Below are 22439 nucleotides of genomic sequence, written 5' to 3'. Positions count from 1 at the left end.
TAAAGTGAAAATAAGGAGGTGCTGAAGATGTTAACAATCAAACAGCTTGCCGACATTTCAGGTGTGACGACACGCACTCTTCGTCACTATGATGCTATCGGATTGTTAAAGCCAGCGAAGGTTTCAGAAGTTGGCTATCGTCTGTATTCAAATTTCGAAGTGGATCGCCTTCAGCAAATTCTGTTTTTTCGAGAACTTGAATTTCCGCTACACGTGATTGCTGAGCTAGTAAATTCTCCAGAGTTTGATGACCTTTCAGCATTTGAAGGTCATAGGGAGTTGCTTTTGAAAAAACAGCAAAGAATCGCGGAAGTGCTTGAAACTCTTGATAAAACAATCGAAGCGAAACGAGGAGGAACGAGTATGACGAACGATGAAAAATTCACAGGGTTGAAACAGAGTTTAATTGAAGACAATGAACAGCACTATGGGGAAGAAATTCGAGAAAAGTATGGCGATGAACTAGTGGATGCGAGTAATGCGAAAGTGATGGGCTTATCAGAAGAATCGTTTGCAGAGATGCAAGCAGTGGAGCAAAAGGTTTTTGAGATATTAAAGCGAGCAGTTAGCAATCACAATGTCGAATCTGAGGATGCAAAGGAACTGGTTGCACTTCACAAATCCTGGCTCAGTTATACATGGCCACAGTATACAGCCGATGCTCACAAAGGCTTAGCTGAAATGTATGTGGCAGATGAACGGTTTGCTTCCTATTATAATCAACATGCACCAGGTGCTGCGGAGTTTTTACGTGCCAGCATTGTTCGTTGGGCAGAGTGAATTGATGAGACAACCCCAGTGGTTGTCTCATTTTGTAGCTAAATGTACTTTAGAGCTACTTCCTTGGCTTAGTTTATAAATGGCAGGGTTAGGCATGTTACGCCATCCTTCAAAACCAAAGTTCGGATCGAGTGAAGTGAGTAAGAGGGATGCTAGATTTCCGTGAGTAACAACTACTACGAAGCTATCATCTTCCACTTTGATTTCCTTCAAACATTGTTCAATACGATTTAAAGCTTCAGCACTAGACTCTCCGCCTTCAAATTTTAAGTTAAAATTATTGAATGTCTCTTCCAGTTTTTTCATCCAATTTGGTAAATTCAAAACGAAGGTATTCATACTGCTTCTATTAAACGTGTCGACAAGCCAACAGGCATTGCAAACATCTTAGTTTCTGATCAAGACAACCGCATCATCGTAGTACCTGGAGCGAATCACGAATGGGAACAAGAAATGGTCTTAGAGATGGAACGAATCATTCCTCAAAGCAAAGTGGTTGTCTTCCAATTAGAGATTCCAGTGGGAATGGTGGAAAAAGCTCTTGCTATCTGCAAAGAACATAACGTCCAAGCGATTTTAAACCCAGCACCAACTGACGTCTTTCATGAAGGTTTACTACAGTACGGAGCGCTACTTACACCAAATGAATCAGAAGCTGAAACTATTTGGGGAGCAGAGTGGAAAAAAGCAATCCAATCCTTCCAAAACCAAGTCATTGTAACACTTGGGAAAGACGGGGCAATGTATCCTGGGGAGTCGGATGCTGTATATGTAACCGGTTACCCAGTCGAAGTGGTTGATACGACCGGAGCAGGGGATACATTTAATGGAGCTCTTACATATGGACTGAGTCAAAACTGGGATCTCTCCAAATCCATCGAATTCGCAAACGCAGCAGCCTCACTTTCGGTTGAAGCGCTTGGTGCACAAACAGGAATGCCAAAACGAGCCGCTGTAGATGAAAGGATGACAGGATGAAGAAGCAAGGAATTTAAAACCGTGTGCTCGTCAGGTATGAAGGCAAACTCACAGCGCAGCTCGACAACAAAGACCTGACGCAAGAAACGATTATGAATTACGCAACAGGAGGTGGAACACGTGTCTAGTACAACCGCATCGAAACAAGGGTTGATTCAAAAATTGGTTCCGTTCCTTGGACTGTTTTTGATTATTACCATTATCACGATTTTAAATCCTGCTTAGCGATGAAATGGCACATGGAGCACTTGAAGCAATCGAAGCAGCTGGTAAAGACATCGTCGTTGTAGGCTTTGACGCTACAGATGATGCAGTAGCTTCAGTAGAAGATGGTCGTCTAGCAGGAACAATCGCACAACAGCCAGCGATGATTGGTGAAATTGGTGTCGAAACAGCAATGAAAGTGTTAGCTGGGGAAGAAGTAGAAGCAAATATCCCAGTGGAACTTGAATTGATTGGACAAGACTAAACTAAAATAAATGAGCGTGGTACAGAACCCGGGGCATCTTGCTTCGGGTTCTATTTATTTATTTATTTACACTAGTGTCGCATAAATTAGTTGAGAAAATTCAGTTTTCTTTTATTCGTTGAAAAAATTAAAAACGAACAGACATACCGAAAAAGGTAGTTAACATCCATTTTTTTACTATAAACTGTGGCATTTGCAGTTAGAAGCTATTCACCCTTACGGGATTGATCCCCCTTTGATCTTTCGTAGCCAGATGTAGGCGGATTTCCAAGGTGCCGCTCGTAGCCATCGACTGATCTGTAGGTAACTCCTTGGACTGTTCGTCTCAAGCTGTGCGAGAACATGGAGGCAATAGACGATCATGGCGATATACACCTGGTTATGCACAGCCTGTTCGCTCTGTCCGTAGAACTTTTTGATGTTCAGGTGCTGTTTCATCCACTTGAAGAACAGTTCGATGGCCCACCGTGACCTATAGAGTTCCGCTAGCTCGTCTGCGTCTATATCAAAGCGATTGGTGATTAGTTCCAATGGATTCCCCTTGGAATCCAAGACTTTGATGCGTCGAAACACATTCTCTGCTCGATTTTGCGCCGTACCGATCAAGATCATCTCATCAGACAAGACCTCGGAAGCCTCTAGACACTCTAACGGTTGTATCACACGTGTGACAGCGTTCTTCCGTAGACGTGATACGAAGAAGAACCCTTCATCTGTCATGCGGTCGAACCGTTCATAGTCCAGATAACCACGATCAAAGACGTACATGCATTCTCTATCATCGACGAGGACTTCTAACTGGCCACGGTCGTGCTCCTTTGCGTTAGTGAGCACTGCCTTGTCGGGATATGAACAACCTTTTTCTAAGAATACCAGCCGCAGATGGAGCTTGACGCCTGACTTGGTCTTTCTGAACTCTGCCCATCGATGACGATTCAGATTCAGTGGCAATGTGGTCGAATCAATGATCTTTAGAGGCGTCGTCGCCTTTTGGCGAATTTCAAAATGACTCATCTTATGGATTTTCGTGACCAAGTCGAGGAAGAGTACCTGAAACACATGCGTGGGAATCTCGCTCAATCGACGTCCTAGTTGCGAGAAGCTGATCGACTCTAGAGCCGTTGCTCGTTGAAGGTCGTCTGAGAACAGCGTGTCGCTTAGAGCCCGGAGGCTCTCTGTCTCATTGAGCTGTGCGAATACAAGCAGTTTGAGAAACGATTCGAAATGTAGCTTCTTTGTATAGTGATTTAACTGATGGGCCTCGACCAGTCCTTCAATTTTTCCAGAAGAAATTGGCGAGAGCCATTGTTCAAATGATGTTTTCCGTGTAAACTTATCCATGCGATTGTCCTTTATTTTGGATTTGGATGGTTTACTACCCGAATCCATTATAGAGGATTTTTTTACGTTTAAATAAATTTACAGACAATTCCGCTTATCGGACAAGACCTACTCATTTTAATGCGACACTAGTGATTTATTTACAATATTTTATTTTTAGAATTATTTAATGTTTGATAAAAACAAGTTAAGATTAAAAAAATACTAAACTATTTATAGAATTATCCGATAATACGTATACTAAGGTCTATTTTCTCGGAGGAGCCCATGAATAGTTTTATTTCGCGCACTGATCTCGAAGTTGAAAAAATTGCTGCTCCCCGGTATGGAGTAGTGTTGATTGATGCCATCTTATCGTTTGCAGAACGAAAAGAACTTTTAACTTTTCTAATGGTTTTGTTTACACCTATTGTTTTCTGGGTGGAGCATGTTCTTATTCCCAATCATATGGGCCCAGAATTATATTATGTCCTGATATTTGGCTATAGTTTGTTATTTAACCGAAGGATTTATATATTTTTAATGGCAGTTATTTTTATAGGACTGCGTTATTATACGTATTCAGAGGCATTCACCTCACATAATTGGTCAATGCTCGCAATAACCAGTGCACTTTATATTGGAATTGGAGTCTTTTCGTTGTCTGCACTAAAGATTTTACAAGAAGCACGAAGTACAGAGATGAAAAGTATATATTCCTTACTTCAGACGATTCAAATGCGTGATCATTATACAGCCCAGCATTCAAGAAATGTAGCTGAAAAATCGGTATGGATAGCGAAAGAATTGAACTTATATGCTGAATTTCAGCAAAATCTATACGTAGCTGGTCTGTTACACGATATTGGAAAGATTGCTATTCCCGATGCTATTTTAATCAAACCAGATTCTTTAACTGTGCAGGAGTACAGTGAAATTAAGAAGCACCCTCAACTTGGTATGGATTTATTACAACACGCACCAGTAATGAGAAATCAAACGATTCGAGATGCAATTTTATACCATCATGAGCGCTTTGACGGGAATGGCTATCCAACCGGACTGATTGGAGAAGAAATACCCTTGTCTGCACGAATAATGGCAATTGCTGATACGTATGACGCTATGACAACTAATAGGGTGTATCAGCGCAAGCGTTCACCAGAGGAAGCTTTACGTATCATTAAAGAAAATGCAGGGACGCAATTTGATCCTAAGCTTGTTACTGCTTTTACAACAATCATGCAAAAGAAATTACCTGAGATGCGGAACGTTGTCTCAATGTGAGGAGTGTAATAATGAACGAAACTTTTGAATTTCCAGAGGGTTTATTAGGCTTTGAAGATTTGAGAGAGCTTACTTTAACACCATTAGATCTCCCTTTTAATGCTACTTTTTACGAACTGCAATCACCACGTGGCGAAGTCGGATTTTTAGCTATTGATCCATTTAAATTGGTTCCGGAATACTCGGTTCATATTGAAGCGACGATTCAGGACAAGTTAAGTGTAGAATCGTCTGAAGATGTCATTCTGTTAACACTTGTAACGCTTAAACAAAGTCTTGAGACCTCAACCACAAATTTGAAGGCACCTTTACTCTTAAATTTAAAATCAAAAAAAGCACTTCAATACATACAACAAGATCCAACATTATCTGTTAAGCATCCCTTGAAAGGGGATGCTTAAATGTTAGTTCTAGGAAGAAAAGTTGGAGAAAGCATTCGAATTGGCAATGATATTGAAGTCATCATCACGGCAATTGAGGGAGAAACAATAAAAGTTGGAATAAATGCCCCTAAAACAGTTGCTGTTCATCGCCAAGAAATCTATGAAGAAATTAGAAAAGAAAATCAAGCAGCTCGTATTTCGATGGACCTATTAAAGCACCTAAAAAAATAATTCGAAAAATTACTAAACATTTTTTTTTATCCTCCGATAAAAGGTGTGTAGGGTGAAAAGACAAGGATGTCGCGCCCTAACATTACATCTACATGGAGGTAGAAATCATGATTATCAATAACAACTTAGCAGCACTAAACACGCACCGCCAAATGGGCCAAGTATCTGGTTCAGCACAAAACTCAATGGAGAAATTATCTTCTGGTCAACGCATCAACAAAGGTGCAGATGACGCAGCAGGTCTTTCGATCTCTGAGAAAATGCGTAACCAAATCCGTGGTCTTGAGCAAGCACAACGTAATGCACAAGATGGCGTATCAATGATTCAAACAATCGATGGAGCTCTTGGAGAAATCCACGATATTCTACAACGTGTTCGTGAATTGGCTGTTCAAGCTGGAAATGGAACAAACTCTGCTGACGAAGTTGCTACAATTCAAGCTGAAGTAACTGAATTGAATACTGGAATCACAGATATTGCAAACCGCACAAAATTTAACGGAACTGAATTATTAAACGCTAATGCTGTTACGAATGGCCCAATTACTCTTCAGGTAGGAGCAGATTCTGGACAAACAATGGCTGTAACTTTGGTTGATGTGACGGCTACTGGACTCGCATCTGGAGTTACTGTTTCTGACGCTGCAGCCTCTTTGACAGCTATTGATGCAGCCATCAAAACTGTATCAGATGCACGCTCTACTTTTGGTGCAGCACAAAATCGTTTGGAATTCACTTCAAATAACTTAGCTTCGACTGCAGAAAACTTAACATCTGCTGAATCACGGATCCGTGACGTTGACATGGCGAAAGAGATGATGGAGTTCACAAAGAACAACATCTTAACACAAGCTTCTCAAGCAATGCTTGCACAAGCTAACCAACAACCTCAAGCTGTACTTCAATTACTTCGTTAATTTCTGAAAAGTCTCCTTTAGGAGGCTTTTTTTATTGGGAAATTCGAAAATGTCTCGCTTCTTCTTTTGAAATTCCGTAAGATAAAAGAAAGATGCCAGGCAAGGAGATGGAATATGTCGTCACTCATTGATTCGAATTGGTTTTATTTAAAAACAATGCAAACTTTATCACAACCACGTCATATAGTTTCTTCACAGAAAAATGGACAAACCCAGACAGCTTTGTTCTCGACAATGCTCAACTCCGTCATGTCTTCAGATTCGACAGCAAACTGGGTATCTCTTGCTTCGAATCAAGTTCAAAAGAATTCTCCAATCTACTGGAGTTCTCTTGGACCTGAAGTTCCAACACTTTCACCACTTGAACAAGTCACTTCATCATCAAATGGAAGCACTCCATTATCTTTTCAAGCTATTAGTTTGCTAGATATGGAGAGTAAACTAAGCGGGAAATTGTCTGGCACTGCTAAAGACTTTATTGCAGCAGGAAAGAAGTATGATTTAAATCCAAAGTTTTTAGCTTCAATTGCTCAACATGAAACCGGCAATGGGACATCGCGAGCAATTCATGAAAAAAACAATGTTGCTGGAATGATGGGACCGAACGGGTTACGCACCTATTCGACACTTCAAGAAAGTATTGAAGCGATGGCAAGTAATTTACGCCGAAACTATTTAAATCAAGGGCTTACAACAATTTCTCAAATCGGTGCGAAGTATGCACCGGTTGGAGCAAGCAATGATCCAACTGGTTTAAACAACTATTGGGTAACTGGCGTTACAAAAAAAATGGCAAATTTTATTTAACAAGAGGGATGATTCATTCATCCTTCTTTTTTTATCTAAACTTTTTTCAAATTTAGCCGATAGAACTAGTAATGAGCTACAAAGGAGCGGATGGACTCATGGATATCCAAGCAGTTAGTTTTCCTGAAAAGACAGTAATTCAAAAAGAAGTGAAAGCAGAAAAGCAGATACAGTTTTCAAACATTGATAAGGCAGAGCTAACAAGAGATGAAGTGAGAGAAAAAGTAAATCAATTTGCTAAAGGGTTAGAGCCTCACACAACTCAAGTCCGCTTTCACTACCATGAAGACCTGAATGATTATTATGTACAAGTCGTAAATGCAGAGTCTGATGAAGTGATCCGCGAAATTCCAAGTAAAAAAATTCTCGATTATCAAGCCGCCATTCTTCAACGACTAGGGTTAATGGTCGACAAACGATTATGAGCAAGGAGGTAGTTACATGCGTATAACTGGTTTAGGGTCCGGCATGGATATTGATTATATGGTGAAAGAAATGATGACGGCTGAAAAATTGCCGCTCGATAAATTAAATCAAACAAAAATTTGGACCGAATGGAAAAAAGATGCCTATCGTGAAACGAACTTAGCACTAGCAAGTTTCAGGTCTACTTTTGAAGGACTTCGCTTTAGTAGTGCGTTTAATGCATTTAGTGCTACCACAACTGGGACTTCTGCAACCGCAAAAGCATCGAGTGGTGCAGTTGCAGGAAGCTATCAAGTCACTGTTCAATCCTTAGCTCAAGGAGCAAAACTACATAGTGCCACAGACTTAAAACAAGCCGATGGAACAAAGACGCTCTCTACTTCTCAAATTGGGACAGCAGGAACCATCGTTATTAAAGATGCAGCTGGTAATGCAGTAGGGGATCCAATTGAAGTAACCGAAACGATGACAATGGCAGATGTCGCTTCAAGACTTCAATCTACTACTTCAGGAAAGACTACAGAACTTCGTGCAGGATTTGATACGACTACTTCACGTTTCTTTATTTCAACGAAAGGAATGGGAGAGGCACAGAACTTTTCCCTAGAATTTAGTAGTACGGAATTAGGAGAACGGATTACAGGAGAATCAATTTCATCTATCAATACAGCAACAAGCTCATCCTCAAATGTTGGAAAGGCTACAAATGGTAGTTTCACGTATGATGGAATTCCAGTCACAAATCTCTCGACAAATACAGCTACTATAAATGGAGTGGCAATCGAACTAAAAGCTATAGGTAACTCAACGATTACTGTTTCTACTGATACAGAAGCTCCTTTCCAAGCAATTAAAAAAGCTATCACTGCTTACAATGAAATGATTGAGAAATTTGAGAAACAAGTGTCGGAAACGAAATACCGTGATTTCCCACCTTTAACGGATGAACAAAGAAGAGACCTTACAGAGACAGAAGCAAAGCTTTGGGATGAAAAAGCAAAAAGTGGCCTGTTACGAGCAGATCCTATTTTACGGGATACGCTTACCAAACTTCGACGCGCATTTGCAGATCCTGTAGCTGGGCTTCCGGCAGGTAGTCTAACTACTTTATCTTCTATCGGAATCACTACAGGTAATTTCCGAGAAGGTGGAAAACTCAATATAGATGAAACAAAGCTAAGAGCAGCACTAGCTGAAAAACCTGAAGAAGTGATGCAATTGTTCACTGCAAAAACAGGCGCTACAGGTGTAGCTGAGCGTGTGTATAAAGAAGTAAATGATTCAATTCGAAAATTGAGTTCTCGGGCAGGCTCTCCAACTTCAACTACAGATAACAGTATTCTCACTCAGCGTTTAAAAACGATGGACACTCAAATTCGTGTCTGGCAAGATCGTCTGGTAGGTATAGAAGAGCGCTATTGGAAGCAGTTCTCAGCAATGGAACGCGCAATGAATCAGATGAATCAACAAAGTAGTTGGATACAACAAAATATGATGGGTGGTTTCTAAGATGATGCATCAAATAGAGCGACTTGTCACCCTTACGTGGGAGCTTAACACGCTCTGTGATTCTATGCTTGATACGACGCCTTCAGATGTTGTTGACGAAAGTGGGATAGGAAGAATCGATGAATTATTGGAACAGCGTCAATTAATTTTAAACGAACTCTCTCAACTTCATCCCGAGGAAAGAGCAATTCTAAAACAACAGGAGTTAGTTGAACTTGATAAAGTAGTTCAAGGAAAAATGACGACTATTTTTGGAATGATGCAAACGAATGTCCAGATGATTCGTTCAAAAAAGCGAGTATCTCAAGCATATCGTCCTGCACCTGATCACCATGGGTCTTATATAGATAGTAGAAATTAAAAGGAGGAAGCCAGCGTGTATAATGCTTCTCAGATTTATCAAACCAACGCTGTTCAAACAGCCTCACCACAAGAATTAACGTTAATGCTTTATAACGGATGTTTAAAATTTATAAAATTAGCCTCACGTGCACTAGAAGAAAAGAATATTGAGCAAAAACATATTCATCTAGTAAAGGCACAGGCTATTATTACACAGTTTCGAATCACATTGGATATGGATATTCCAATCTCTAAAGATTTAGATGTATTGTATATGTTTATAAACGAAAAGTTGATAGAAGCGAATACGACGAATAATCAAGAGACTCTAGCGCTCGCAGAAGACTTAGTGCGCGAATTACGAGATACATGGAAAACAATGATGACTGGAACAGTTACCGTTTAAGAAAGAGGTGTCAGCAATGGATCGCACATCATGGTTTGGTTTTATATTTGCCTTTGTTGTCTTAGTCGGTGGATTGATATTGAAAGGTTCAAGTCCTGCAGTTTTATTGAATGGAGCAGCGCTTGTCATCATATTTGCTGGGACACTTGCTTGTATTTTAATTGCATTTCCCATGGATGAATTCAAAAAAATCCCGAAATTGTTCGGAATTATTTTTAAAGAATCCTCTACATACTCTGTAAGAGAATTAATTCCACTATTTTCTCAATGGACTGTTATAGCCCGTCGTGAAGGTCTTTTAGCCCTTGAGAATGCAAGTGAGGAGACTGACGATGAGTTCTTGAAGCGAGGCCTTCGTATGGTAGTCGATGGAGAGTCGCAAGATATGATACGAGATTTACTTGAAGAAGACATCGCGGCGATGGAAGAACGTCATGCAGTTGGGGCTAAAATCTTTACTCAGGCTGGTACATACGCGCCAACACTCGGTGTACTAGGAGCGGTTATCGGACTTGTTGCAGCGCTGAGTCACCTAGAAGATGTAGCGTTATTAGGAAAGTCTATTTCAGCAGCATTTATTGCAACCCTGTTCGGTATTTTCTCTGGTTATGTCATGTGGCATCCATTTGCAAATAAACTAAAGCAGAAGACAGCAAAAGAAGCTCAGATTAAACAAATCATGATAGAAGGTATACTTGCAGTTCAAGAGGGTTTGCCTGCACGCGTTGTAGAAGAAAAACTGAAAACTTACTTGCCATCTAAAGAGCGTGATTTAACCGTTGAACGGAAGGCAAAAGTAGGTGAAGAAGTTGAAGCGTAAGAAAAAGCATGACGAACATATAGATGAATCTTGGCTCATTCCTTACGCAGATATTTTAACTCTCCTACTTGCCCTATTTATTGTTCTCTTTGCTTCAAGTCAAATCGATGCGAAGAAGTTTGAAGCAGTTGCAGAGTCATTTGCTAGTGAACTTAGTGGAGGAACTGGGATTTTAGATTCGAATTCACCAACTGATTCAGAAGATGATGGAACGTCCTCTGAGATTCCTTCTATCGTTGATGAGGAAGCTATAGAAGATGATACAGAAACTGAGCCCGGTGCGGGTAGAACTTCTGATACGGAGCTAGAAGGAGAAGATTTGTTCTCGGCTATACAAGATCAGCAAGAACTAGAAGAGATGGAACAAGCGCTGCTTAATTTTGCGGATGAAGCAGACTTAAACCCACCTCTTACAACTGAAATCGATGATAGAGGATTGATTGTGAAGATTGGAGAAGGAATATTATTCGAATCGGGTAGTGCGGATTTAAGTTCCCCTGCTGCGACAATTGCTAGAGAGCTATCGCAAATGTTTGAGTCGGAAGTTCCTCGTACTGTGTACATTGAAGGACACACTGATAATATTCCAACAGACAAAAGGCAATATGCAACGAACTGGGAATTAAGTTCAGCTCGTGCCATTAATTTCATGAAAATTGTTTTGGAAAATAAAGACTTAGATCCTAGACTCTTTAGTGCTACAGGGTATGGAGAATACCGACCAATTGCTTCAAATGATACAGAAGCTGGACGAAATGAAAATCGCAGAGTAGAAATTGTAATTTCTCGATTTGTAGAGCAAACTGCAGGGGAGTAGAATAATGAAAAAAATAATACTAGTAGTTCTAATCGCATTAGCCCTGCCTATTGGTGGATACTTTGGATATGGCTTCTATCAAGAGAAGCAAGTTGAAGCAAAAGCAGCAAAAGAAATTGAAGAAATCGCGCTAAAGCGTTTTTTGACTGACACAATAACAACAAACCTTGCTTCTAATGAGTTTGCGGTAGTTCAGTTCGCGATTGAATTAGACAAAGTTGAAGGTAGGGAAGTATTGGATAACTATGCTCCTGAAGTGCGAGCCGCAGTTATCTCTACTATGACAAGTCTCGAGAGACAAGAAGTGCAGGGAGAGCAAGGGCTTGAAACACTTGAGAGCCGGATGAAAGAAGCCGTGCAAGAGATTATACCAAGTGAAAAAGTTGTTCGTGTCATGGTGACAGAATTTAAAGTACAATAAAAGCTAAACAAACTGGTGAATCAGCCGATACTTTAAGTAAGGTGGTGAAGGAAATGAATGTAGAGAAAACCGGGAATTTTCCCCAAGTTCAATCATATAATAAGGCGCAAAAAGTTCAGCAAGTAAAACCGACCTTGGCGACAACTGGTGAAGATCACGTTCAGATTTCTAGCCAAGCACAGGAGATGTTTCATAAAGTTTCGCAGGCAGCTGTTCGACAAGAAAAGGTTACTCTGATTAAACAACAAATTGAAGAGGGCACCTACAAAATCGACACAAAGAAGATTGCTACAGATATAAGTAATTTTTGGTTTGGAAAACAAGGAGAATCAAAATGAGTGATGTAGGAAATCAATTACTTGTTCTTATGAAACAATTAGTAGAATTAGCCGTTGAAAAAGAACAGGCGATAACCACAAGAGAATTAGAGAGGTTAGAAACCTTAAATAAACAAGAACTTACTATTCTTAAAGAACTTTCTACACTAGAAAAACAGCAAATTCTTCCTCAGCCAGATGAAGTAATAGTAGAAATGCAACGTTTTCAGAAACAGCTTCGAGAGCAGTTAAAAACTAATCAGCAATTATTAGAAGATGCACTGCAATTTACCCAGTATTTACTTGGACAAATTACAGAACAGAATGAATCCCAATCGTATCAACCAGGCAATCAAGCAACTCCAGGACGTTCAGTTGCATTTGATTTTAAAGCCTAGTAGGAGGACAAAAGATGTCTACGTTTCACGGACTTGAAGTTGGAAAGCGTGGCATTACGACTGCCCAAACACAATTAAATACAACGGGTCACAATATGACGAACGCTGCTAGTCCTGGCTATTCTAGACAAAGTGTAGGTGCTACTTCTTCGACGCCTACCCAAGTTTTCACTACTCAATCACCTAATGGCCAATTAGGCACTGGTGTATTAACGGATTCCATCACTAGATTACGTGATCAATTTCTTGATAGTAAGTTCTGGGGGCAATCTGCACAGGCGGGGGACTTATCAATGCAAGCATCCGCATTAGGTGAGCTTGAAAAGCTAATGCAAGGCTCAAGTGATGGAAACATGCAAAAAGCCATGCAAGATGTTTGGGATGCCTGGGAGACTGTCATTACAAATCCCAATGACTCAGGTTCTAAGGCAGTACTGAATGAGCGATTTAAAAGTTTTGTAGAAACTGCAACACATCTAGAAAATGAAATAAACACAATTGAATCAAGATTAAATGAACAGGAAGTTGTTACACGGGAGCAAGCAAATTCTTTACTCATCTCAATTTCTGGGTTAAATGATGTGATTTATCGTTCAGGAGGTAAAGATAACGATGCGATGGATCAACGAGATCGATTGATTGATCAATTATCTGGATTAGTTGGACTTCGAGTAACTCCTGATGAAAAAGGAATGATTTCACTCCAACTGCAAAATGGGACTGGATTGATTGCTGGCAAAGAGGTTCTCAGCACACTTACCCCTACTACCCAAATTGATTCTGGAGCACTAGCAGGAATTAATAAAGTAAAAGAAACTATCGCTGCATTTAAAAACAATTTACAAGAATTAAATGTTAGCTTTACAGCAGCATCAAATCCACTTTCTAGTCAAAGTTCAACTAGGATAGAAGAGCAAAAAGAGAAGCATCATCAACTATGGCAAGGAATTATCGGCGAACTTGGAACAAGAACAAATAGCTTAAATCGTGCACGAGATACTGCGATTCTTGCAAAAAATGGAACAGAACAAGATCGTCAATCGGTTATGGGTGTTTCTCTAGATGAAGAAATGTCTAACTTGATAAAGTATCAACATGCCTATAATGCAGCGGCTCGATTAGTCTCAACAACCGATCAGCTTCTTGATACGATTATTAATCGAATGGGCGTATAGTGAGGAGTATTTAGCATGAGAATAAGTCATCAAATGTTACATAACCAATCAACACAGCGTATTGAACAGAATATGGTGAGAATGACGGAAACCTTTGCACAAGCTTCAAGTGGGAAAAAGAGTCAGCGTCCCTCAGATGCACCTGGTGAAACTGTCCAATCGATGAAATTGAAGCATCAGCTTGCTGATTTAGAGCAGTATAAAAAAAATCAAGGCCAAGCGGAACTCTTTCTAGATGAAGTCGATAATAAACTTCAATCCATGTCGGGTATTATGCAACGTATCAACGAACTAGGTGTTCAAGCAAACAATGATGCTTTGTTTGAAGGTGAGCGAGATATTATAAACAATGAATTGACTGAGCTCACAACTGAACTACAGTCTATTGTAAACTTTGAAGTAAACGGCGAAGCTTTGTTTTCGAAAGATCAGCCAAAGGTCATTCAAGTGGCGAAGGGAACATCATTAGAGGTGACTTTACCAATAGATAATGCAATTGGAGATTTATTTACTACGCTTGCTGATATGAAAAGTAATTTATCTTCTAATCAGTATATTGATCTTGATGCATTGAAAGCTGCAACTGACCAAATCACAGACGTTTTAGCAGTGGCAGGCGCCAGGAAAAATCGTCTGGAATCTATTCAAAATCGTTTAGAAGATACGAAACTTGAACAAACGAAAAAACTTTCATCCATTGAAGGTGTCGATATGGCGGAAGTGCTAACACGTCTGAAGAGTGAAGAAGCTACTTACCAAGCAGGATTAGCAGCAACAAGTCGTTTGTACTCGGCATCACTAGTGGATTATTTAAAATAACATCAAATAAAAAGGCCGAATTGCTTACTTGCAATTCGGCTTATTTTATTTATTTATTTATTGTATTGATAAGACCCCGCATATCATCTGCAAATGAGATTGCGCGACTAGTAGATTGTATCAAGCGTTGCGTTGCAATCATTTCCGTTGTTTCCGAAGTCATGTCAACATTGGATTGTTCTAGAGCGCCTTGTGTGACTAATCCTGCACGAGCATTCCCATTTAGACGAGTAAAACTTCCATCAGCCGTCATCTGCTGTAAATTTCCTATAAATGAGTAACGATTCGGGCCATTCTCAACGATAGTAGAAGGACGGTCAATTTGCGTTAGTTCAAGAGTATAGGTAACAGCTGGCTTTGCTTGATTCTTAAACCTCGCTATTACTTGCCCTTGATCTGTGATTTGAAGGGAATCTAAATCTTCATCAAACCGCATAGGTTGCCCTGATATATCAAGTAAACGATCACCTGAGCCTGTTACTAAGTAGTTAAATCCGTCTTGTGGATTGAAAGCGACATCTAGATTTCCGCTTCGAGAATAATAAGAAGTATCTCCAGCGCCTACACTGAAAAATGTATTCTTCTGCATTAAAGCGATGTCATATTGACGATTCGTAGTCTTAATACTACCCTGTTCACTTAATGTAGTTGTTCCCATATGTACAACGCCATTACCTAAACGAAGACCATTTGGAGTAGCACGCCCAGTCTCATACCGACCTGCTTGCATAGTCATGGCACTTGTTAGCGCATCAGAGAAGAGTACATCTTGTCGTTTGTATGCTGTTGTATCTAGGTTCGACATATTATGTGCAATCGTATCCATTTTTTGAGTAAGTTGTTTTAACGATGACGTTGCAGTATGTAATTGAATCATTGTCTGCTAGCTCCCTTATACACGTCCGATTTCCGTCACTGCTTTTTGCATGCTTTGATCATATGCTTGTATTACTTTTTGATTCGATTCGAATCCTCGATATGTTTTCAGCATATCCGTCATAATTCGTGTCATGTCCACGTTGGATTGTTCAAGAAATCCTTGTGACACTAACGGACTTCCTGTGCCAGCGATTGCTGAAGTGCTAGCCAGTACTGGCGCATTTTCAGCGGCCCCTTCATAACGCAGTAGACCAGATCCTTCTTTGACAAAAGAAAGAGGGTCTGAAGCGTATCCAATCCAAAGAGAGTCAGAAATAACTCCATCGATTTCTAGCAAACCCTGATCGTCCACTTTAAAATCTAATGACGATAATTGAATCTGCTCTCCAGCTCGATTTAAAACTCGATCACCTGCTGCTGTTCTTAAAACCCCAGTTTGATCAACGACGAACTGACCATTTTGGGTATAGCGAATTTCATTATTTGCAGTTTGCACTTGAAATACAAGAGTTCCCCTTTGATTTGTCTGGGGATCCTGAGGAAGAAAAGAACTTTGTAATGCAAAATCTGTAGTATTTGCAGTTTGTTTTAAAATACCTTGCGTAAATTGTGGGATAGCCTCTTGGGCATAAGTGCCAACACTCAACGTTCCCGCATAATTCGTATTTGAATTTGGACCGCCCACTTTTTCTACCAATTGTTGCGGGAAAGTTCGAAAGGTCGTGATATCACTCTTGAATCCTGGGGTAACAGCATTCGACAAATTATTTGTCAATATTTGTTGTTGTCGATTATAAGCCATCATACCGGAAGTAGCGGCATACAAACCTCGAAACATACTCAATCCCCTCCATAATCCTATACATTTACAATTTTCGAACTCTATAGACCAAATAATAGCACAAATAATCTGCAAAAATAGGCTTTTTTTTCACATGAATCTAATTTTTGTGATAATAGTCCTAAACTAATTTTAAATTATTTATGTTACTATTCATCTTGCAATGTTACAAATAAATTAAAAATCGACAACATAGAATTACAAAAATAGGACTTTATCTAAAAAAGCGTAGAAAGGATCGATTTGAATGAACCTTTTTTCACCTATAGTCAGTCAATTGGAGCATGGAATACATACTGCTGCATTAAAACAAAAAACCCATGCCTCTAATATTGCCAATGTCGATACACCTAATTACAAAGCACAAAAAGTGTCATTTAAGACTAATCTAGATCAACACCTTCAATCAAATCAATTAACAGCAATTCGAACAAACTCTCACCACCTCTCTTTCTCAAATGAACTAGCGAATGGTTTGAAAGTAGAGATAAATCAAAGTACACAGCGACAACCTAACGGAAATAATGTCGATATCGATGTTGAAATGGCTGAAATTGCGAAAAATCAATTGTGGTATAACGCGCTGACAGAACGGATTAATGGGAAGTTTTCAAGTCTGCGATCTGTGATAAATGATGGGAAGTGAATTAGTTGAGCTTATTTAGTGGTATGAATGCAAGTGCATCGGGATTAACAGTAAATCGCTTGCGAATGGATGTTGTATCCTCGAATATTGCAAATGCGGAAACGACTAGAGGCAGTATTGTAGATGGAGAATGGGTACCGTATAGAAGAAAAATTGTTGAATTACAAAGTTTTCATCAGCAGTTTTCAACTGCCCTCAATGGGAGGTCGGTTACAACAGGTGTGACTGTCGATCGAATAAAAAATGATGAGAGTCCATTCCAACAAATCTTTGATCCAGAACATCCAGAGGCAAATGAAGCGGGATATGTACTTTTACCAAATGTTGATCCATTAAAAGAAATGGTAGATTTAATGTCTGCCACTCGCTCATATGAGGCAAACGTTACAGCGTTTAATGCTTCTAAAAGTATGTTTATGAAAGCCTTAGAAATTGGCAAATGAGGAGATACATAAATGAATCCACTAACAGGGACCACTGAAACCACATTTTTAAATCCAACTTTTTTTAAACCAGCAGAAGCGAAAATCGCTGGTGCTGGTTTTCAAGCTTTCTTGCAACAATCCATTCAACAGGTAGATCAGGCACAAAAAGTTTCGGATCAGATGACAGCAGGCCTAATTAGTGGCCGAGTTGAGAATGTTCATGAAGTAATGATAGCTGCTCAAAAAGCCAGTCTTTCATTGGACCTTACAATGCAAGTCCGAAACAAAATGGTAGAGGCCTATCAAGAAGTGATGAGAATGCAAGTCTAGACAAAGGTAGGTCGTGACATACATATGAAAGAACAATTTGCACAAATTCAACTAAAGGCACGAGAAAGTTGGAATGCGATTCCTCCGAGAACGAAAAAGTTAGGAATCATCACATTTTTAATCTCCTTATTACTTTTATCGGTCGTGTTATTTTTTCTAACAAGAACATCCATGACAGTACTTTATAATAATTTGACTCCTGCTGAGGCTGGAGAAGTGAAAGCTGCAATCGAACAAAGAGGGATTCAAGTAGAGGTAGCAGCTGATGGGACTTCATTAAGTGTTCCTCGCGAACAAGTGAATGAATTAAAATTAGCTCTTGCTGCTGAAGGGATTCCTAGAAATGGTAGTGTAAATTACAGTATCTTCAGTGAAAATATGGGCATGGGAATGACAGATCGCCATTTTGATGTAGTTGAGCGAGATGCCATGCAAACAGAAATCTCTACACTTATAAGACAAATTGATGGTGTACAAGATGCAAATGTAATGATTACGCTTCCAAAAGAGTCAATTTGGATTACTGAAGAGACGAAGACCGCTAGTGCATCTGTAGTATTACGTAGTAGCCCTGGTTTTTATTTAGAGCAGAGCCAAGTGAATGGTCTCTACCACTTAATTAGCAAAAGTGTTCCAAACCTTCCTGCTGAAGAAATTGTGATTATGGATCAAAATGGACAAGTCTATGAAGTTCAAAATGAGGGGCAAGCGAATACAACCTTATCTATTTATCAGCAGCAAAGGGAAGTACGAAAAGGTATTGAAACAGATATCCAACGTGAAATTCAACAAATGCTCAGTATGCTAATGGGACAAGACAAAGTGATTGTCTCTGTAACTGCAAGTGTAGATTTTACAACGGAGAGAAGAGAAGAAAATTTAGTACAAGCTCCTATTGAAGAAACAAATGAAGGTTTAGATATAAGTGTTGAACGCATTGTGGAGTCTTACACAGGCGAATCAGGACTCGATGAGGATGCAACAGGTACTGGGGAAGGGGAAATTCCTAATTTTCCAGGAGTTGACGGTGCGGAAATAAGTGATTCTGAAAGAACAGAAGAACGAATCAATCGTGAAATTAATCGCATTCAAAGACAAATTGAAAAAAATCCATATATCATCGACGATTTAACAATCAATGTGGGCATAGAACCACCGATTGCGAATGACCCTACAAGTCTTTCACCGGAACTTGTAGGTGAAGTTCGAGGGATTGTTTCTAATGTGGTAGCAGCCTCTCTAAGCCTAAACGAAATACCACCAGAAGAACTTAATGTAGACGAGCGTGTGACAGTTTTTGCAACTGAGTTCTTAGGAAAACAAGAGGTTGCAGTGGAGGAAAACCCACTCACTCTATCTAGACTTCTACAAAATCCTTATGTATTTATCGTAGGTGGCGTTTTATTATTTGCATTAGTTGTTGTGGCGTTCATTGTTATAGCTCGTATACGCAAACGTAAAGAGGAAGAGTTCTTTGATGAAATGGAACAAGAGGCTTTAGTACAGCTTGAAACAAAAGTTGCTGAAGAGTTGGCAGTGGAAACACGTGTGAATCCGAAGCGTGACATGATTGAAAAACTGGCAACTACACAACCAGAAGACTTTGCGAAATTATTAAGAGCATGGATGACAGATAAGTAGGGAGTGATTTTATGGCCACACCATCGCCAACGACCAAACAATTAAAAGGAATTCAGAAGGCTGCTATCTTAATGGTCGGATTAGGGCCAGACTCATCTGCTGAAATATTTAAACATCTTTCTGAAGCAGAGATTGATTTACTATCCATTGAAATTGCTAAAGTTCGACATTTGAGAAGTAGTCAAACACGACATGTGATTGATGAATTCTATGAAATTATGATAGCTCAAGACTATATGGACGAGGGCGGAATAGACTACGCTCACGAAGTTTTAGAGAAAGCACTTGGTAGTGAGAAGGCAAAAGAAGTTATTACACGAATTACGACTAAATCGCGACCAAAACCTTTCCAATTTGCGCGAACGGTTGATACACATAGTCTTTTCGTAGCACTACGGGACGAGCATCCTCAGACAATTGCAGTAGTGTTATCTCAACTAGAAACTCTAAAAGCGTCAGCGATTTTATCTTTACTAGATAATCCAAAGCGTTCTGAGGTTGCAAAGCGTGTTGCAACACTGACACCCCCAGCATATGAAATTATTGAAGAAATTGAACGTGTAATTGAAGCGAAATTATCCACAACTAGCCTAGACAAGATGAGAGATTATGATGGTGTGGATTCAATTGTGACAATGCTAAATCAAGTGGATCGCGCTACTGAGCGATCAATTCTTGAAAGCCTGGAGGTACAAGATCCACTCTTAGTCACAAAAATACGTCAGAAGATGTTCATATTTGAAAATATACCACTCTTAGATGCCAGGTCTCTTCAACGTGTTATGCAAAATGTTCAAGATGAAGATCTTATTAAAGCATTAAAAGTTACTGAAGAAGAGATTCGTGAAGTATTACTAAAATCTATTTCAACTCGACGGGCAGAAACTGTTCTTGAGGAATTAGAAATGACTGGGCCAATAAAGTTAAAAGAAGTAGAAGAAGCTCAAGGAGCCATTGTAGCGATTGTACGACAATTGGAGCAGAGTGGAGAAATCACGATTACAAGACCTGAAGGAGAGGAAGTCATTGGCTAACTTCATTCGACTACCTTCTACCCCAGAACTTTCTCGTCCAATCCCTGTTCCATGGCAGAACCAAAGCGCTACTTCTCCACTTGATCAAACAATTAGCGTGGATAAAGAAAGACAAGAGTTTCTTGAATCATTAGAGGAAGAAAAAAAACGGATACTCGCTGAAGCGTTGCGTGAAGCGGAAGAGCAATGTGAACAGATTAAAAAAAGTGCTTGGGAAGAAGGGTTTGCCTCTGGGATGAATCAAGCTAAGCAAAATGCAGACACACTTCTAAAAGAACAAGTGAATAACTTAGCTGAGCTTCAAAGAACGATTTTAAGTGAAAGAAAACGCTACATTGTTAGTGCTGAGCGGCAACTTATTGAACTTGCTCTATCGGTTTCAAATAAACTCGTTGCGAATTATCTGAGTGCATCTTCTTCGAATGTTGTACACGTAGTGAAACAACATCTACAAAGAGTTGAAGATACGCAAGAGATTACAATACATGTTTCATTGGAAGATTTTAATACTATCCAATTACAAAGAGAGGAAATAGAAAGTATTCTTCCACCGTTCACGCCACTAGTAATTCTACCAGTGAAGGAATTATCGAGTGGAGACGTCATTATTCATACGCAAGCGAGCCGTTATGATGCACGAATCGATAGCCAATTAGCGGAGATAAAAAATCATTTAGTGAAACTAAGTGAGGAGAATGCCTATGAGTACTTGGAATCCAACACGCTATCTTGATGCATTACAGTCCATTCAACCCACAACAAAGCAAGGCAAAGTCGTCCAGGTAATAGGTTTGACTGTGGAGTCATTTGGTCCACATGCCACTATAGGTGAGGTTTGTCTCATCTATCCGAGCGAATTTGCAAAACCTGTCGAAGCAGAAGTTGTAGGTTTTCGAGAAAATCGATTGATGCTCATGCCATACGGTGACTTATCTCAAATTGGTCCAGGTTCCCTTGTAGTGTCGACACATCGAACACTCGAAATACCTGTGGGACGAGGGCTTTTAGGGGCCGTTATTGATGGTTTTGGAAGGCCCCTAGAAAGCTCACATTCAATGGCAGGTTTGGTTTATACACAGACTGACAGAATGCCTCCTTCTCCACTCACACGACCTAGAATAGATAAACCTTTAGAGTTAGGTGTAAAGGCGATAGATGGATTATTAACAGTTGGTAAAGGTCAACGCATTGGTCTTTTTGCAGGAAGTGGAGTAGGCAAAAGCACACTGCTAGGTATGATAGCTCGGCAAACAGAAGCTGAAGTTATTATTATTGGCCTAATCGGTGAGCGAGGACGAGAAGTTCGTGAATTTATTGAACGTGATTTAAGTAAAGAGATGCGAGAAAAATCAGTTGTGGTTGCAGTAACGTCCGATCAATCTCCACTTCATAGGATAAAAGGAGCCCAAACTGCAACAGCCATTGCAGAATATTTTCGGGATCAAGGCCACCAAGTATTATTGTTAATGGATAGCGTTACGCGATTTGCTATGGCACAGAGGGAGCTTGGATTGGCAATTGGAGAGCCACCCACAACAAAAGGATATACACCAAGTGTTTTTACAAAACTGCCTCAATTACTTGAGAGGTCAGGAACGGCAGAGAACGGAACAATCACAGCAATTTATACAGTTTTGGTTGATGGGGATGATTTCAATGAACCGATCGCAGATGCTGTGCGTGGAATTTTAGATGGACATATCATCTTAAGTAGAAAAATTGCTCAAAAAGGATTATTTCCTGCAATAGATGTGACAGCGAGTGTGAGTCGTTTAATGGATGAAATTACCGACAAATCGCACCAATTGTCTGCTCAAAAATTAAAGAGGTTTTTATCTATTTATCAAGAGGCGGAAGATTTGCTAGCCATTGGTGCATATAAGCCTGGTGGACAGCCTGAATTAGATGATGCTATAGCTCTTTATCCATCAATTAAAGAATTTCTATTACAAGATCGGCATCAACCATCTGCTTTCAATGAAACGGTGGATAACTTAATTTTACAATTTGGAGGGAATTGA

29 protein-coding genes and 1 pseudogene are annotated in these 22439 nt (G+C 39.8%); 26 read left to right on the top strand and 4 right to left on the bottom strand.

The window, feature by feature from the left end; translation table 11 throughout:
• Nucleotides 1–27 precede the first annotated feature (27 nt).
• Nucleotides 28–780, top strand: coding sequence for a TipAS antibiotic-recognition domain-containing protein (locus ACF3OH_RS10310; protein WP_392454497.1), 753 nt, complete (start codon nucleotides 28–30; stop codon nucleotides 778–780).
• A 27-nt stretch (nucleotides 781–807) separates the two neighbouring features.
• Here ACF3OH_RS10310 and ACF3OH_RS10305 read toward each other — a convergent pair whose 3' ends face one another.
• The gene (locus ACF3OH_RS10305; protein ID WP_392454496.1) at nucleotides 808–1119 is read right to left on the bottom strand and encodes a histidine phosphatase family protein; all 312 of its coding nucleotides are present in this window, start codon (nucleotides 1117–1119) and stop codon (nucleotides 808–810) included.
• On the opposite strand from ACF3OH_RS10305, the gene ACF3OH_RS10300 reads away from it, so the two are divergent.
• The gene (locus ACF3OH_RS10300; RefSeq protein ID WP_392456762.1) at nucleotides 1099–1758 is read left to right on the top strand and encodes a PfkB family carbohydrate kinase; all 660 of its coding nucleotides are present in this window, start codon (nucleotides 1099–1101) and stop codon (nucleotides 1756–1758) included. The genes ACF3OH_RS10305 and ACF3OH_RS10300 overlap by 21 nt on opposite strands.
• 223 nt (nucleotides 1759–1981) lie before the next feature.
• Nucleotides 1982–2227, top strand: a pseudogene (locus ACF3OH_RS10295) (substrate-binding domain-containing protein); the annotation flags it as partial.
• 216 nt (nucleotides 2228–2443) lie between these two features.
• Here ACF3OH_RS10295 and ACF3OH_RS10290 read toward each other — a convergent pair.
• Nucleotides 2444–3568: an IS4 family transposase gene (locus tag ACF3OH_RS10290; RefSeq protein ID WP_392454494.1), complete on the bottom strand. Its 1125-nt coding sequence runs from the start codon at nucleotides 3566–3568 to the stop codon at nucleotides 2444–2446.
• A gap of 267 nt (nucleotides 3569–3835) precedes the next feature.
• Here ACF3OH_RS10290 and ACF3OH_RS10285 point away from each other — a divergent pair, with 267 nt between their 5' ends.
• The 16 genes from ACF3OH_RS10285 (at nucleotide 3836) to ACF3OH_RS10210 (ending at nucleotide 14622) form a co-directional block, all read left to right on the top strand.
• Nucleotides 3836–4834: an HD-GYP domain-containing protein gene (locus ACF3OH_RS10285; RefSeq protein WP_392454493.1), complete on the top strand. Its 999-nt coding sequence runs from the start codon at nucleotides 3836–3838 to the stop codon at nucleotides 4832–4834.
• 11 nt (nucleotides 4835–4845) lie between these two features.
• Nucleotides 4846–5235: a flagellar assembly protein FliW gene (fliW, locus tag ACF3OH_RS10280; protein WP_392454492.1), complete on the top strand. Its 390-nt coding sequence runs from the start codon at nucleotides 4846–4848 to the stop codon at nucleotides 5233–5235.
• On the top strand, nucleotides 5236–5448 hold the full coding sequence (gene csrA, locus ACF3OH_RS10275; RefSeq protein WP_392454490.1) for a carbon storage regulator CsrA: 213 nt from the start codon (nucleotides 5236–5238) through the stop codon (nucleotides 5446–5448).
• A 107-nt stretch (nucleotides 5449–5555) separates the two neighbouring features.
• A complete protein-coding gene (locus tag ACF3OH_RS10270) occupies nucleotides 5556–6365 on the top strand; it encodes a flagellin (protein WP_392454488.1) in 810 nt (269 codons plus the stop codon).
• A gap of 114 nt (nucleotides 6366–6479) precedes the next feature.
• On the top strand, nucleotides 6480–7172 hold the full coding sequence (locus ACF3OH_RS10265; RefSeq protein ID WP_392454486.1) for a glucosaminidase domain-containing protein: 693 nt from the start codon (nucleotides 6480–6482) through the stop codon (nucleotides 7170–7172).
• A gap of 98 nt (nucleotides 7173–7270) precedes the next feature.
• Nucleotides 7271–7597, top strand: coding sequence for a flagellar protein FlaG (locus ACF3OH_RS10260; RefSeq protein ID WP_392454484.1), 327 nt, complete (start codon nucleotides 7271–7273; stop codon nucleotides 7595–7597).
• 16 nt (nucleotides 7598–7613) lie between these two features.
• Nucleotides 7614–9107, top strand: coding sequence for a flagellar filament capping protein FliD (gene fliD / locus ACF3OH_RS10255; protein WP_392454482.1), 1494 nt, complete (start codon nucleotides 7614–7616; stop codon nucleotides 9105–9107).
• A gap of 1 nt (nucleotide 9108) precedes the next feature.
• Nucleotides 9109–9468 carry a hypothetical protein gene (locus tag ACF3OH_RS10250; protein WP_392454481.1) on the top strand — a complete coding sequence of 120 codons (360 nt, stop codon included), beginning with the start codon at nucleotides 9109–9111 and terminating at the stop codon, nucleotides 9466–9468.
• 15 nt (nucleotides 9469–9483) lie between these two features.
• Nucleotides 9484–9855 carry a flagellar export chaperone FliS gene (fliS, locus tag ACF3OH_RS10245; RefSeq protein WP_392454479.1) on the top strand — a complete coding sequence of 124 codons (372 nt, stop codon included), beginning with the start codon at nucleotides 9484–9486 and terminating at the stop codon, nucleotides 9853–9855.
• Between the two features lie 16 nt (nucleotides 9856–9871).
• Nucleotides 9872–10675, top strand: a complete 804-nt coding sequence (gene motA / locus ACF3OH_RS10240) for a flagellar motor stator protein MotA (RefSeq protein ID WP_392454477.1) — start codon at nucleotides 9872–9874, stop codon at nucleotides 10673–10675.
• Nucleotides 10656–11492 (top strand): flagellar motor protein MotB, encoded by an 837-nt coding sequence (locus ACF3OH_RS10235; protein WP_392454475.1) that lies wholly within the window; start codon nucleotides 10656–10658, stop codon nucleotides 11490–11492. The genes motA and ACF3OH_RS10235 overlap by 20 nt, the downstream gene beginning before the upstream one ends.
• 4 nt (nucleotides 11493–11496) lie before the next feature.
• Nucleotides 11497–11913, top strand: coding sequence for a flagellar basal body-associated FliL family protein (locus tag ACF3OH_RS10230; protein ID WP_392454473.1), 417 nt, complete (start codon nucleotides 11497–11499; stop codon nucleotides 11911–11913).
• Nucleotides 11914–11966: 53 nt separating this feature from the next.
• Nucleotides 11967–12251 carry a flagellar biosynthesis anti-sigma factor FlgM gene (gene flgM / locus ACF3OH_RS10225; protein ID WP_392454471.1) on the top strand — a complete coding sequence of 95 codons (285 nt, stop codon included), beginning with the start codon at nucleotides 11967–11969 and terminating at the stop codon, nucleotides 12249–12251.
• Entirely contained in the window at nucleotides 12248–12628 is a 381-nt protein-coding gene (locus ACF3OH_RS10220) for a hypothetical protein (RefSeq protein ID WP_392454470.1), read from the top strand. Before flgM ends, ACF3OH_RS10220 begins: the two co-directional genes overlap by 4 nt.
• Before the next feature lie 14 nt (nucleotides 12629–12642).
• A complete protein-coding gene (gene flgK / locus ACF3OH_RS10215) occupies nucleotides 12643–13803 on the top strand; it encodes a flagellar hook-associated protein FlgK (RefSeq protein ID WP_392454468.1) in 1161 nt (386 codons plus the stop codon).
• Nucleotides 13804–13818: 15 nt separating this feature from the next.
• Entirely contained in the window at nucleotides 13819–14622 is an 804-nt protein-coding gene (locus tag ACF3OH_RS10210) for a flagellin (RefSeq protein ID WP_392454466.1), read from the top strand.
• A 49-nt stretch (nucleotides 14623–14671) separates the two neighbouring features.
• Here ACF3OH_RS10210 and ACF3OH_RS10205 read toward each other — a convergent pair whose 3' ends face one another.
• Nucleotides 14672–15499 carry a flagellar hook-basal body protein gene (locus tag ACF3OH_RS10205; RefSeq protein WP_392454464.1) on the bottom strand — a complete coding sequence of 276 codons (828 nt, stop codon included), beginning with the start codon at nucleotides 15497–15499 and terminating at the stop codon, nucleotides 14672–14674.
• A gap of 15 nt (nucleotides 15500–15514) precedes the next feature.
• Nucleotides 15515–16339 (bottom strand): flagellar hook-basal body protein, encoded by an 825-nt coding sequence (locus ACF3OH_RS10200; RefSeq protein WP_392454463.1) that lies wholly within the window; start codon nucleotides 16337–16339, stop codon nucleotides 15515–15517.
• A 250-nt stretch (nucleotides 16340–16589) separates the two neighbouring features.
• Here ACF3OH_RS10200 and flgB point away from each other — a divergent pair, with 250 nt between their 5' ends.
• Genes flgB through ACF3OH_RS10165 form a run of 7 tightly spaced genes read left to right on the top strand, consistent with a single transcriptional unit; the run spans nucleotide 16590 to nucleotide 22439 of the window.
• The gene (flgB, locus tag ACF3OH_RS10195; protein WP_392454461.1) at nucleotides 16590–16988 is read left to right on the top strand and encodes a flagellar basal body rod protein FlgB; all 399 of its coding nucleotides are present in this window, start codon (nucleotides 16590–16592) and stop codon (nucleotides 16986–16988) included.
• A gap of 5 nt (nucleotides 16989–16993) precedes the next feature.
• Nucleotides 16994–17431 (top strand): flagellar basal body rod protein FlgC, encoded by a 438-nt coding sequence (gene flgC, locus ACF3OH_RS10190; RefSeq protein ID WP_204589617.1) that lies wholly within the window; start codon nucleotides 16994–16996, stop codon nucleotides 17429–17431.
• A 12-nt stretch (nucleotides 17432–17443) separates the two neighbouring features.
• Nucleotides 17444–17743, top strand: a complete 300-nt coding sequence (gene fliE, locus ACF3OH_RS10185) for a flagellar hook-basal body complex protein FliE (protein ID WP_204589616.1) — start codon at nucleotides 17444–17446, stop codon at nucleotides 17741–17743.
• Between the two features lie 24 nt (nucleotides 17744–17767).
• Nucleotides 17768–19384 carry a flagellar basal-body MS-ring/collar protein FliF gene (gene fliF, locus ACF3OH_RS10180; protein ID WP_392454459.1) on the top strand — a complete coding sequence of 539 codons (1617 nt, stop codon included), beginning with the start codon at nucleotides 17768–17770 and terminating at the stop codon, nucleotides 19382–19384.
• An 11-nt stretch (nucleotides 19385–19395) separates the two neighbouring features.
• Nucleotides 19396–20418 (top strand): flagellar motor switch protein FliG, encoded by a 1023-nt coding sequence (gene fliG / locus ACF3OH_RS10175; RefSeq protein ID WP_392454458.1) that lies wholly within the window; start codon nucleotides 19396–19398, stop codon nucleotides 20416–20418.
• Nucleotides 20411–21151, top strand: coding sequence for a FliH/SctL family protein (locus ACF3OH_RS10170; protein WP_392454457.1), 741 nt, complete (start codon nucleotides 20411–20413; stop codon nucleotides 21149–21151). Before fliG ends, ACF3OH_RS10170 begins: the two co-directional genes overlap by 8 nt.
• Nucleotides 21120–22439 (top strand): FliI/YscN family ATPase, encoded by a 1320-nt coding sequence (locus ACF3OH_RS10165; protein ID WP_392454455.1) that lies wholly within the window; start codon nucleotides 21120–21122, stop codon nucleotides 22437–22439. The genes ACF3OH_RS10170 and ACF3OH_RS10165 overlap by 32 nt, the downstream gene beginning before the upstream one ends.

The organism is Chryseomicrobium aureum (genome assembly GCF_043182735.1).
In the GTDB taxonomy this organism is placed as follows: domain Bacteria; phylum Bacillota; class Bacilli; order Bacillales_A; family Planococcaceae; genus Chryseomicrobium; species Chryseomicrobium aureum.
This window is presented reverse-complemented; position numbering and strand designations above follow the sequence as displayed.